The sequence below is a fragment of the Candidatus Synechococcus spongiarum genome, assembly GCF_900047545.1.
Lineage (GTDB): Bacteria > Cyanobacteriota > Cyanobacteriia > PCC-6307 > Cyanobiaceae > Synechococcus_B > Synechococcus_B spongiarum_C.
Window position 1 is genome coordinate 1 of sequence record NZ_FITM01000031.1, and the last position, 12,354, is coordinate 12,354.

Sequence of the window (12,354 nt, forward strand, 5' to 3'; positions counted from 1 at the left end):
GGGGGGTTCCCCCCACCAAAGGGCGTCTCTTCCTATTTTATGGGTCCTGAGCCTAGCGCGTTGGGGCGTTGGGATCAAGGCTGACCCCTTCCGGGGGCGGCGTGTCGTCGGGATCGGCAATCAGCATGTGCTGCAGCACCACCTCGGGACGTTCACTATCGCGCCAGCGAATCCTGTAGGCGGGCATCTTGGTGCCACGGCTGGTGGCCTGCTCCACAGGCTCCATGACCCAGCCCCGTCGGGACCGCCCCTGGGGATTGCGCTTAATCACCGCATCAGCGTGTTGGAACCGGAAACCAACCCGTTCACCGCTCATGGTGGAAGAACCTCCAGCTTGCTCAAGAGGGACACGATGTCCATTGTCAGATTATCTCAAGCGTCACCCCTCCGCCGCCGTGGGACGCAGCAAGGGGAAGGCAATAACGTCACGGATGCTGGGGGAATCGGTCAACACCATGGCCAGGCGGTCAATGCCAATGCCCAGACCCCCTGTGGGGGGCATGCCGTGTTCCAGCGCCGTGAGGAAGTCCTCGTCCACCCCCTGGGCCTCCAGGTCTCCGGCAACACGGCGCTCCTGCTGGGCTTCTAGCCGACGGCGCTGCTCCAGGGGATCGATAAGTTCACTGAAACAATTGGCGGTCTCCCGGCCGGCGATGAACAACTCGAAACGCTCCACCAGTCCTGGCGTGCTCCGGTGGGGTCGGGCCAAGGGGGAGATCTCCACGGGATAGTCCAGCACAAAGGTGGGCTGGATCAACCGGGGCTCCACCTTTTGTTCAAAGACTTCATTAAGGAGGCGACCCAGACTGTCGGCCATGGGGGGAACCTCCAGACCGGCCGCGGCCATGGCGGCGCCGGCCGCGGCGACACCGGAGAATCGGGCAAAGTCAAGACCTGTGGCCTCCCGGACCAACTGGTGCATCGTGGCTTGACGCCATGGGGGTGTCAGGTCAACGGTTTGGCCCTGGTAGTCCAGGACGGTAGAGCCACACACCTCTTGGGTAACGGTGCTGATCAGGTCTTCCGTCAGCGTCAGCATGTCCCGATAGTCGCTGTAGGCCTGGTAAATCTCCACCGAGGTGAATTCTGGGTTATGGCGGGTGCTGATGCCTTCGTTGCGGAAAATGCGCCCCAGCTCGTAGACCCGCTCGAAGCCCCCCACGATCAGCCGCTTCAAGTGGAGTTCCGTGGCAATGCGCAGATAGAGGGGCAGGTCCAGGCTGTGGTGGTGGGTTTGAAAGGGACGGGCATCGGCGCCGCCCGCCTCGGCCTGGAGCACCGGTGTCTCAATCTCCAGAAAGTCCTTCTCGTCCAGGTAGCGGCGGATGGCGCCCACCAATCGGGCACGGCGGCGTAAGGTCTGACGGGTCCGAGGGGTCACGATCAAGTCCAGATAGCGCTGGCGGTAACGCTTTTCCACGTCGGTGAGGCCACGCCATTTGTCCGGCAGGGGGAGCAGGGCTTTGCTGAGCACTGTCCAGCGCCGCACCTTCACGGACAACTCGCCACGGTCCGTGCGCCGCAGGGTGCCCCACGTCCCCAGCACGTCCCCGCTGTCCACGAGACCCGTGACGTGGGCAAAGGCCTCCGGGTCCTCCGGCATCCCTTCCGCCAGGGTGGCCCTCTCAAGGAAGAGTTGAATGGCGCCCGTCTCGTCTTGCAACTGGAAGAAAGCCAGCTTGCCCAGCACCCGCCGCGCCATCACACGGCCCGCCACCTGAACGGCAACGTCCCGCTCCTCGCCTTTGGGCAAGCCCCCATGGTCCCGCTGGAGATCCTGGAGATGATGGCTGGGGACAAAGCTCAGGGCATAGGGCCCGTAGCCCAGTTGGCGCAAGGTGTGGGCTTTTTGCAGGCGCGTAGCGCGTAGCTCGGACAAGGATGCAACCCGATCACTCCTGGCCATCTTGCTGGTCAGGCCGCCCTCAACTGCTGGTGGGGGACACACTGGTGACCCCTTGGGAGACATAGCCGGTTCCCCGTACGGTGAGGATCAGCTCGGGGTTGCGGGGATCCGGCTCCAGCTTGTTGCGCAGTCGGGCCACGTAGACATCCACCACCCGCAGGTTGGTGGCCTTGCGGGGCGGGTAGCCCCAGAGTTCTTCCAGGATGGTGGCGCGGGGCACCACCGTTCCCGGTTCACGGAACAAAAGCTCCAACAAGCTGAACTCCGTGTAGGTGAGTCCCAAGCGCTCACCCTTGCAGGTCACCTGACGGCGGTTGGTGTCAATCACCAAGTGGCCGGCACGGATGATGCCGGTCTGGTGACGCGACTCCCGTGGAACGGAAGGTTGTGGCACGGCAGCCACCTCCTGGCGGCGAAGAACGGCGGCAATGCGCATTTCCAACTCACGGGGCGCAAAAGGCTTGGACAGGTAGTCGTCCGCCCCCAACTCCAGTCCAGCCACCTTCTCGCTGGTGTTGTCCAGCGCCGAGACAATGATGATGGGCACGCTGGATTCAGCCCGCAGTTGGCGGCAGACGCCAAAGCCGTCTAGCTTGGGCAACATCACGTCCAACACCACAAGGTCGGGCTGCTCTCGGTAAAATTGACTGAGGGCCTCTTCCCCGTCCCCAGCCAGGATCACGGTGTAGCCAGCCATGCGCAGGCGGGTCTCCAGGATGCGCCGCACAGCAGGCTCGTCATCCACCACCAGCACGCGCTTGGGAGGGGTGGCTGCTGCGCCCTGGATCTCCTCAGGCGATGGGCCATCCCCTGGGGGTGGCTGCTGCTGGGTCCCTAAGCAGCCGTTCACGCCTGTAGCCACTGGAGACGTGTTGGGCTGAGGCTCCGACTCCATCAACAAAGAAGTTGCAGTTGTTCACGAAGCCTACAGACCCCAATCCGCCCACGGTGGCCTACAACGGCTACGGAGATTGCTGGACATGGCGATTCCACGCAGTGGCGGCGGCCTCCACAGCCTCTTCAGGGGAGAGTTGGCCCAGCATGGCCCGCTGCAGATGGTTGTAGATCACAGCTTGCAGTTGCTTGACCTCCGGGTCCGCCGGAACCAGCACCCGGGCTTGCTCCAGGGCGCGAAGACTCACCTCCTGGGCGGACAAGGCCTGGGCCGCTGCCTCATCCCCTGGCTTGAGGTCCTCCCGGGCCTGGCGCACGTCCTGTTTGAGGGCAACCATGGCCTCATCCGCAGAGGGGAGCGTGCCGGAGGCTTTGGCGAAGTTGTACTGGTTGGCGGCATTGGTGAGGAACAGGGCAAAGTCCACCGCCTCTTCCGGTTGATCGGATTGCTCAGGCACCACTAGGTTCATGACGGCCATGTTGGCGCTGCCGTCGGATCCGGTCAGGGGTGGCACCACTCTGGTGCGGGCCGCCACGGCGGGCGCATTGGTGCGAATGGAATTGAGTGCCGCGGCGCTGGTGGAGAGAAGGGCCACGTCACCGGATTGATAGAGCTCAATAGCGCGGCGATGTCCTTGGCTCATCACCTCCCTGGGCAGCAGACCACGGCGGTAGAGATCTGTCCAAAATCTGAAGGCACGCCGACCCGCAGGGGTGTTAAACGCCGCCTGCTTCTGCCCGTCCAGCAGTTGCACCCCCATTTGCACAAAAGATTCCAGGATTTCTGCAGAGTCTTCGGGCACCACAGAGACAAACAAGGCATGGTGGCCCGTGGCGTCCTTGACGGCCTTGGCAAAGGCGGGCAGATCTTGCCACCGCGCCGGTGGTTGACCGTAGCCGGCGGCAGCCAACAACTCCCCATTCACCAGAGTAACGCGGCTGGTGATGTACCAGGGGATCCCGAAGGTGCCCATGGGACCTGTGCTGGCCTGCCAGGCTCCCTCCAAGTACCGTTCACGCTCCTCCGGACTCACGTGCTGATCCAGATTCAGCAGCCCCCCCCGGCTGGCAAGCTTGGCGGCGAATTTGGGGTTCAGGTTCACCACGTCCGGTGCGGTGCGGGCAAATACCGCTGCCAACAGCTTCTGCTCCACCGCTCCCCAGGGAATATCGGTCCAGCGCACATCAACGTCAGGATTCCGGGCTTCCCACTGGTCCACCAGCCCCTTCAGATAGGTGTCAAACTTGGGTGAGAGTTGAAGGGTCCACACCTCCAGTTGCCGTGCCGGGGGACGGGCGCCACAGGATTGGAGGGCCAGAAGTAAGGGTAACAGCAGCGTGGTGAGCCAGACGTGGCCGTGCCGGAACCAGGGTCGAGGGTGGGATGGGGAATCCTTAGCCATGATGATGACTCCGGTCCGGAGGGCACCACAGCCGCAGTAGTAGCCTGTCCACAAGGGGTGCCAGGAACCCCGTCACCAGGGCGGCAGCCATGGTTCCATGCAAGCCGGCATTGGTCACCTCCCGACCAAACCAGCCCGCCGCCGCCACGTCACTGGAGAGGATACCTGAACCAGGCTGGAGGTGACTGGCACGGGGGTCGGCCAGGAGGCGTAATTGCAGCATCAAGGTGACGTCGACGAGGAGGGAACCCAAGCTGGCCTGGATGGCCAGGGCGGCAGGGCTGGGGAGGCTGACGTGGCGGTACCCGGTTCGGCGTCCCCAGAACCAGGCCAGCAAGGCCAGGCCGTAGAGGGGTGTTGCCGACCCGATGGTCATGGCCTCCAGGGCAAGGCCCAGGAGGCAAGCGCCGACGAGGCCGGCCCTGGTCCCTTGGGACAGGGTCCAGGGCAACAGCCACAGGACCAGCCAGTTGGGACCAACTCCAGCAAGCCTGAGCCAGCCAGGGGACGACAGGGACAGCAGCAGCACCACAAGACCCGTTGCGCCAGCACCGATGAGCACGGATGGGGACCAGGCGATGGCGGGCCTCATTGGGCCAACTCAGGGGGGTCTTGCAGCAACACGTCAGCCCAGGCAATGGCGTCAATGGGGGCGCTGGGTTGGATCACAGCTTCAGGGGCGGGAGCCCGATTGCGATCAACATTTTGCACCACCCCGACGGGAATGCCACCGGGCACCAGGGTGCTGGCGGATGAGGTCACCACCACGTCTCCCGGGATGGTGCGGGGATTTTCCGTGAGGAAGCGCAGCACCGGCCGGCCGGAACCAAGGCCACTGAGCAGGCCGTGGTGATTGGTGCGGGCGACCAGGACGCCAACGCGGCTGGTGGGATCCGTAATGAGGGTGACCTGGGCCGTGTTGGTGGTCACGGCGGTGATGCGGCCAATCAAGCCCCCTGGCGCCATCACCGCATAGCCAACGCGAATGCCATGGCGACTGCCACGGCCCAGGGTGAGTTGCTGCCACCACACCGCCGGACTGCGGGCAATGACCGGCGCCTTCAAGCTGCTGCCCCGTGGGACGGACGGCAACCCGATCAACTCCTTGAGGCGCTGGTTTTCCTTCTCCAGCAGGATGAGACGCTCCATATTGGCCACCTCCTCCGCCTGCCGTACCCACTGGAGTTGGCTGGGACCGGGCCAGAAGGGGCGACTGAGGACGGCATAAGCCTCCATCAAGGCCCCACCAACCACTTGGCGCATGAGGCTGGCCATGGCCAGGGACAAGACAACAGCCCCCAACCCCAACAGACGACTCCGTTGCTTCTTGGCCCGCCGTGTGCTCTGCGGAAACTCTTTGCGCAGGCGAACCATGGGTCCCGGTTCAGAGCAAACTCGACTGGTGGGTGGAAATCCTCAACTGCTGATTTGAGTCTCCAGCACCCTGGACAATCGACCGTAGTCTTCAAGAACCCGGGCACAGCCCATAACCACGCATTCAAGAGAGTTCTCAGCCAGGTGTACGGGAATATCCGTCTCATGGGCAATGAGATCGCTGATGCCCTTCAGCCTGGAGCCGCCGCCTGCCAGCATGATACCCCGCTCGGCAATATCAGTAGCCAATTCAGGGGGCACACGCTCCAGCGTCCTCTTGATCAGGTCCACAATCATGGTCAAGGATTCCCCAAGGGCTTCCCGAACCTCGCCGGAGGAAACCGTGACCGTGCGCGGCAGACCCGAAGCCAGGTGAAGACCACGGATCTCCAGGCTGAGGGCGTCGTGCTCGTCATTGGGAAAAGCAGAGGCCAGGCACACTTTGGCCTCCTCCGCTGTGCGCTCACCGACCAGAAGGCTGTGGACTTTCTTCATGTATCGGCGAATGGCGTCATCAAACTCGTCTCCCGCCACCCGCAAGGACTCACAGATCACAACGCCACACAGGCTGATCACAGCCACTTCAGTGGTGCCACCGCCAATGTCCACAATCATTGTGCCCACAGGCTCCGTGACGGGCAGCCCGGCACCGATGGCTGCCGCCATGGGCTCGTCAATGAGATACACCTCGCGCGCTCCCACAAGGGCCGCGTCCCGCAATGCCCGGCGCTCGACTCCCGTCACGCCGCTGGGGATGCCCACCACAAGGCGGGGCGCCATCAACCGTCGCCCCTCGTTGCCTTTCTCGATAAAGTCTTTGATCATCAACTCGGTGGCGTCAAAGTCGGCAATCACGCCATCCCGGAGCGGTCGAATGGTGCGAATATTGCCAGGGGTGCGACCCAACATGCGATGGGCCTCCTTCCCTGTTTCCATCAGCTTGCCTGTGTTGAGGTCAATGGCCACCACAGAGGGTTCTGAGAGCACCGTACCCTTCCCGGCGATGTAGATCAGTGTATTGGCAGTGCCCAAGTCAATCCCGACGTTGCGAGCGCGGTTGAAGGGACGAATCATGAGGAAGGTTGTGTCACGAAGATGATAGGGGTTTCAGAACAGCGTTCTCCGAGCGATGTGATTTTTGCCGAATCAGGCGGGGCAGTCAAGGGGACGGGCTGGAAGAATGGAGGGATGCGGGGGAACCCTGTAAGGGGCAGCCCAGCCAGTGGCTGAACCATCCTTCAACTCACTCACCAGGAATCGCCACGCCATGAGCGTCAACTCCATCACCCTTGTCGGCCGAGCCGGTCGTGACCCTGAGGTTCGCTACTTTGAATCCGGCACCATGGTGGCCAATCTCACCCTCGCGGTCAATCGCCGCAGTCGGGACGAGGAGCCCGACTGGTTCAACCTTGAAATTTGGGGTCGTACAGCCCAAATCGCCGCGGACTACGTCAAGAAAGGGTCCCTCCTGGGCATTGTCGGCTCCCTCAAGATGGACCACTGGAAAGACCGCAACAGCGGTGAAGAACGCTCCAAACCCGTGATCCGAGTAGATCAGCTGGAACTGCTGGGTTCGCGACGGGATAACGCTGCCCCCATGGACGCAGGGGGGTCCGAGCCCGAACCTGGCGGCACAGGCAGCACAGGTGGAGAAGAGGCCCCCTTCTGAAGGGGTCACCAGGGTTTCATTGAGGCCTTCGCCTTCGTTCCCTAGAGGTGGGGGCTGTGGGAGCGACGCAGCATCCGCAGCCCCACAAAGGCAGCCAAGCCCAGCAGAATCAGCGCCAGGACCACCTTGGCGGCAGCGGAGACGGGATCCAGCCATGTCTCCACCTGCTGATACCCCGTGCCCAGCGCCATGCCAGCCACGGTTAGCAGGAGGGTCCACAGGAAGCTGCCCATGGTGGTCCACAGCACAAACGGGGGCAGAGGCATCAACTCCACACCGGCGGGGACAGAAATCAAGGTGCGAATTCCCGGCACTAGGCGCCCCCAAAACACCACAGCACTGCCGTACCGCGCAAACCAGGTGCGGGTACGCCTGAGTTCGGCCACGGAAATGCCCAGCCAGCGTCCATGGCGTTGCAGCCAGACCTCAAGCCGTTGCTCATTCACCAGTCGGCCCAGGCCATACCAGGGTAGAGCACCCACCACAGTGCCCAACAAGCCCGCCAGCACCACAGGGACCAACTGCAGTGTCCCCTGCTGCACATAAAACCCACCCAGGGGCATGATTAGTTCCGACGGGATGGGGGGGAAAACATTTTCCAGGACCATGGCCGTAAAAATGGCCCCGTAACCCAGCAGAGGAGATGCAGCCACCGCATCACCAATCAGCTGGTGCAGGGCGATCAGCAAAGCGCCCGGATCCATGGGTCAAGAACCTCCGTTGATCGGATGCAGTGTAGATTCACGACATCATGAACAATCATCGGACTCACCCACAATAAAGCTATCAATTACCTCCACACTGCCGTTACAATATCCCCAAACAAAGACTTTTGCCGCAGCAGGAGCGTTAAAGCTAACCATATCGAAGGGGAACGCAACCTTTTCCATGTAGAAATCTTCCTGGTCGGATCGCAGGACCACGAGGGCGGCAGACCGATTGTGATAACAATACTCCATGTGGCGCTCCACACGGGATCGGCAAGGATTTTTCGATTAATCCACAGCAACTGGCCAGGTTGTGTGTCTTGTGTTACGAAATTCCTGGTCTGGAGACGGGGCCTCAGGTCACCTGGATCGGGGCAGTGCTTTTGGTGGCGGCGGCCACAACTTCCTGGCGCAGGTTGGGGTTGAACGCCAGGGCCCGGGTCCAACTGGGCAGACGAAACCCTGCCGGGGCATTCATGAAATCACTCCAGCAGGGCCGAATCAGTTTTGCAAAGCAGTTGACGATGGACTCTTCCGCATGGCGATCATAGGGCAGGTTGTTGATGGCAGCGTCCAGGTGGTGTTGCCGCACCCGATCCTTGGCAATCCGCTGGTAGAGCACTTCCAGGGTAGCGGCCTCCTCCCGACTCAAGGCAATGGACTCGTGCTCCATCAAGGCGCGCATGAGGCAGGCAAGAATTTCCGAACACATGCGTTGCAGCCCCTCCATCCGCGCTGTACCGATGCCTTTGTGTTTGTGGTCAAAGACCCCCAGATCCACCTGGGCAATGTGGCTGATGGTGAGGTTGCGGTACACCTCCGCCAGGAGGCCCATCTCCAGCCCCCAGTCACAGGGGACACGCAGGTTCAGGGCCAGATCGGCGGTAAAGGAAAACTCTCCTGAGAGGGGGTAGCGGAAGGCGTGCATGTAGCTCAGCAGGGTTTTGGGACCAACCAACTGCTGCAGGGCGTCCAGAATGGGCATCACGAACAGCCGGGTGGCACGGCCATGCATGCGGTTCTCCTCCAGGGAGAGCCGGCTGTAGAAGGCTTTCACGTAGGCCACGCCGAACTGGCGCTCCAGCAGCGGGCTCAGCATCCGCACGGGATAGGAGGGATTGAACGTGCGAATGTCCGCATCAAACAGGGCAATGAGCTCAGCTTCCAGGGTGGCGGCCGCCAGACCCACCCACACGGCCCAACCCTTCCCCGCCGGCCCCAGCACGTCCAGGCCCGCATCATGGGTGTGGGCCATAAAGTCCCGCAGCACCGGCCCGTTGGTCCACAGCACCTGGACCGGACAGGGCATCTCCTGGAAAAAGGCCTTCGTTTGCTCCACCTCGTCCTGGTGATCTGCAGCCAGGGCGATGACCAGGTGGCTCAGGTTGGAAAAACGGGCCAACACGTCCCGGGTCAAGGCCAGGGCAGGACGACGCAACTCGTCAAAGAGGCAAGGAATGAGCACACAGGCCCGACGCTGGGCCAACCGCTCGTTGAAGCGTTGCTCCTGACTGGCGTCAATATTGCGGTGATCGTGAACCGTGCTAATGGCGTCCTGAAGAAAATCCATCGAAACCCTTGTGAATGGGCCAGCGCCTTGGCAGCGTTGGCAGCAATCTACCGTCATCAACACTTGCAACCAGGGATTGTGCCAGAGATCAAGGCTGCAGGTAAACAGGACGCAGCCGCCGCCAGCCACAAGCTGAGCCGTTTGCTGCAACACGTCTATGCCCAACCGGACCTGCATGACCGCTTGAGCAAGTTGCTGTCCCGGGCGTTGCCCCCTGGCAGATCCACAATCTGCCAGCGCTGGGACCAGGCCACCGCCATTCTCATCACCTACGCGGATACCGTCACCGCCCCTGACGAACCCACGCTGGCGGTGCTGAATCGCTTCCTGTCCCAGGACTACGGCGCCGTCGGCCTGCCTGTTCTCCACGTGTTGCCGTTTTTGCGATCCTCCAGTGATCGGGGGTTTGCCGTCTGTGACCACACGGAATTGGAGCCCCATTTCGGGGACTGGCGCCATCTGCAGGCATTGGCCCATGGTCGCCAACTCATGGCGGACCTAGTGGTCAACCATGTCTCCGCCTCCCATCCCTGGGTGCAGCAGTTTCGCCATGGCCAGGCGCCTGGATCGTTCATGGTGATGGCGCCCAGAGACTTGCAGGGTTGGGACCACGTGGTCCGTCCCCGTAGTTCGGTGCTGTTCACCCTGATGGACACCCATCAGGGGCTGCGGCCGGTGTGGACCACCTTCGGACCGGACCAAGTGGACCTGGACTGGAGACGGCTGGAGGTGCTGGAGGCCTTTGCCCGGTTGATGCACACCTACGTGGATCACGGTGTCACCTGGGTTCGCCTGGACGCCATTGGCTTTCTTTGGAAAGACCCCTACACCACCTGCCTGCACCGTCCCAAAACCCGGATCCTGGTGCAGGCCCTTCGCCTCCTCCTGGAGCACTACACCTGCAACGGCGTCCTGCTCACGGAAACCAACGTTCCGGAAAAGGAAAACCTGTCCTACCTGCGCAGTGGCGACCAGGCCCATGTTGCCTACAACTTTCCCCTGCCACCCCTGCTGCTGGAGGCCCTGCTCTCCAACAACTGCGACCTGATCAACCGCTGGTTGGCCGGTTGGCCCCAGTTGCCCCACGGCAGCACCATGCTGAACTTCACAGCCTCCCACGATGGCGTGGGTCTGCGGCCTGCCGAGGGTCTCATCAGCCCTGAGCGGCTCCACAACCTGCTGATGCGCTGTGAGGAGCGGGGTGGGCTGGTGAGTCACCGCACCGAGGCGGATGGGAGTTTGAGTCCCTATGAGTTGAACATTGCCTGGTGGAGCGCCATGGCGGGTCCCGCAACCACCCCGGGACGCCTGCAGTTGGAGCGTTTCCTGGCCAGCCAGTTGCTGGTCATGTCCCTGCCCGGCGTCCCGGCCTTCTACTTGCCCACCCTCCTGGCCGCCGGCAACGACCATCCCACGTACCGGAAGACCGGCTGTCGCCGTGACCTGAACCGACCACAAATTGATCTGCAAGCGTTGCGCCAGCACCTGGAGAACAGCGACAGTCCCGCTGCCATCATTCGTGTCCTCATGGCCCATGCCCTGGGCATTCGCGCCCAAGTCCCCGGGTTTCACCCAGAGGCTCCCATGACCCTGCTGAGCCCTGAGCGCAACGATATGGTCGTTCTGCAGCGGGGTCACAGGGATGATCCCGGCGCCGTATGGGTGGTGCAAAGTTTCCGTGAAGAGGCGGTGGAATTGCAGGTTTCCCTGCTCAGTGCCCAACACGACAGAGGCTGGAGAGACCGGCTCAGCCAACGCACCCTTGCCGGCTCGCGGCTGGTGCTCAGTCCCTACGAGGTGCTCTGGCTCCAGCCAGCCTGATCCCCCATGAATATCCCTTCATCCCCTGCCGTGGCCAGCCAGTGGCTGGTGGTGACCGACCTGGACGGCACCCTTCTGGACCACGCCTACGACTTTTCCGCTGCGGCGCCCCTCCTGCGGGTCCTGGAGGAGCAGGGCGTTCCCGTGGTTCCCTGCACCAGCAAGACAGCTGAGGAGGTGGAGCAGTTCCAGGCCGCCGCAGGCCTCAGCAGCCCCTACATCGTGGAAAACGGCGGCGCCATCCACTTCCCCCACCCGGAGGGCTGGCTGCTGGACATGCCCCATCAGCCTTCTCCTGGTGGGGGCGTCGTGGTGCCACTGGGCTGGCCCAGTCAACGGCTGCGGCCCCTACTGGACACCTTAGCCGCAGAACTGGACACCCGATTTTTTGCTCTGGAGGACCTGTCCCTTGCGGACCTCACGGCCCACACCGGACTCTCGCCGGAAGGGGCGGCCCTGGCGGCCCGGCGCCACTGGAGCGTGCCCTTTGTGCTGGCAGAAGGTCAGGCCATTGAAGCGGTGGAGGCCTTGGCTGCGGCCCGGGGCCTCAAGGTGTTGCAGGGGAACCGCTTTGCCCACCTGATTGCCCCCGGCAGCGACAAGGGCCTGGCTCTGGAGGCCCTGCGCCGTGCTGATCCCCAACGGCGCACAGTGCTGGCCCTGGGGGACTCTCCCAATGACCAGGCGCTCCTGGATGGCGCGGATCAAGCAATCGTGATTCCCGGCGCCGACGGCCCCCATCCCCGCCTGCGGCCCGCCATCGCCGCAGGGGATTACCAACTGGCCTCCGCACCCCATGCCGTGGGCTGGGCGGATGCCGTTACCACATGGCTGGCGCTGGCCTGATGGGGTTCACAGAAGTTGGCCTACCAAAAACCGCTCGACATGCATGTTGCAGATGCTCGTAAGTAGCCGTCCTCCCACCAGGTTTTGACAGGTGAGAAGGGGGACGACAGCAACAAGGTCCGTAGGCTGCTGACCAGGCGCTGTGGTCACCAGAGGGAGGTGAG

At 62.8% G+C, this 12,354-nt stretch carries 13 protein-coding genes; 3 read left to right on the plus strand and 10 right to left on the minus strand.

All coding sequences use genetic code 11. The features are described from left to right. Positions 1–52: 52 nt before the first annotated feature. The 7 genes from FLM9_RS01270 to FLM9_RS01300 form a co-directional block, all read right to left on the minus strand. On the minus strand, positions 53–316 hold the full coding sequence (locus FLM9_RS01270; protein WP_074456898.1) for a DUF8660 family protein: 264 nt from the start codon (positions 314–316) through the stop codon (positions 53–55). Between the two features lie 63 nt (positions 317–379). After that, positions 380–1,906 carry a lysine--tRNA ligase gene (gene lysS, locus FLM9_RS01275; protein WP_180365259.1) on the minus strand — a complete coding sequence of 509 codons (1,527 nt, stop codon included), beginning with the start codon at positions 1,904–1,906 and terminating at the stop codon, positions 380–382. 19 nt (positions 1,907–1,925) lie between these two features. Further along, entirely contained in the window at positions 1,926–2,756 is an 831-nt protein-coding gene (gene rpaB / locus FLM9_RS01280; protein WP_438801319.1) for a response regulator transcription factor RpaB, read from the minus strand. 112 nt (positions 2,757–2,868) lie between these two features. Continuing rightward, entirely contained in the window at positions 2,869–4,203 is a 1,335-nt protein-coding gene (locus FLM9_RS01285) for an ABC transporter substrate-binding protein (protein WP_081340103.1), read from the minus strand. After that, positions 4,196–4,795, minus strand: a complete 600-nt coding sequence (locus tag FLM9_RS01290) for a hypothetical protein (RefSeq protein WP_074456899.1) — start codon at positions 4,793–4,795, stop codon at positions 4,196–4,198. Before FLM9_RS01290 ends, FLM9_RS01285 begins: the two co-directional genes overlap by 8 nt. Beyond that, positions 4,792–5,577 (minus strand): rod shape-determining protein MreC, encoded by a 786-nt coding sequence (locus FLM9_RS01295; RefSeq protein ID WP_074456900.1) that lies wholly within the window; start codon positions 5,575–5,577, stop codon positions 4,792–4,794. Before FLM9_RS01295 ends, FLM9_RS01290 begins: the two co-directional genes overlap by 4 nt. Before the next feature lie 42 nt (positions 5,578–5,619). Beyond that, positions 5,620–6,651 (minus strand): rod shape-determining protein, encoded by a 1,032-nt coding sequence (locus tag FLM9_RS01300; RefSeq protein WP_074456901.1) that lies wholly within the window; start codon positions 6,649–6,651, stop codon positions 5,620–5,622. 193 nt (positions 6,652–6,844) lie between these two features. Here FLM9_RS01300 and FLM9_RS01305 point away from each other — a divergent pair, with 193 nt between their 5' ends. Next, positions 6,845–7,246, plus strand: coding sequence for a single-stranded DNA-binding protein (locus FLM9_RS01305; RefSeq protein ID WP_074456902.1), 402 nt, complete (start codon positions 6,845–6,847; stop codon positions 7,244–7,246). Positions 7,247–7,287: 41 nt separating this feature from the next. On the opposite strand, the gene FLM9_RS01310 is transcribed toward FLM9_RS01305, so the two are convergent. The 3 genes from FLM9_RS01310 to FLM9_RS01315 form a co-directional block, all read right to left on the minus strand. Then, a complete protein-coding gene (locus FLM9_RS01310; RefSeq protein ID WP_074456903.1) occupies positions 7,288–7,950 on the minus strand; it encodes a DedA family protein in 663 nt (220 codons plus the stop codon). A 45-nt stretch (positions 7,951–7,995) separates the two neighbouring features. Continuing rightward, positions 7,996–8,205 (minus strand): DUF1830 domain-containing protein, encoded by a 210-nt coding sequence (locus FLM9_RS08690; protein WP_143324541.1) that lies wholly within the window; start codon positions 8,203–8,205, stop codon positions 7,996–7,998. 103 nt (positions 8,206–8,308) lie between these two features. Continuing rightward, on the minus strand, positions 8,309–9,523 hold the full coding sequence (locus FLM9_RS01315; protein WP_074456904.1) for a glycosyltransferase family protein: 1,215 nt from the start codon (positions 9,521–9,523) through the stop codon (positions 8,309–8,311). A 27-nt stretch (positions 9,524–9,550) separates the two neighbouring features. Between FLM9_RS01315 and FLM9_RS01320 the strand changes: the two genes are divergently transcribed. Both FLM9_RS01320 and FLM9_RS01325 read left to right on the plus strand, forming a co-directional pair. Beyond that, on the plus strand, positions 9,551–11,344 hold the full coding sequence (locus tag FLM9_RS01320) for an alpha-amylase family glycosyl hydrolase (RefSeq protein WP_257242944.1): 1,794 nt from the start codon (positions 9,551–9,553) through the stop codon (positions 11,342–11,344). A 6-nt stretch (positions 11,345–11,350) separates the two neighbouring features. Continuing rightward, complete coding sequence (locus FLM9_RS01325) at positions 11,351–12,190, plus strand: HAD-IIB family hydrolase (protein ID WP_074456905.1); 840 nt, start codon at positions 11,351–11,353, stop codon at positions 12,188–12,190. Positions 12,191–12,354: the final 164 nt, after the last annotated feature.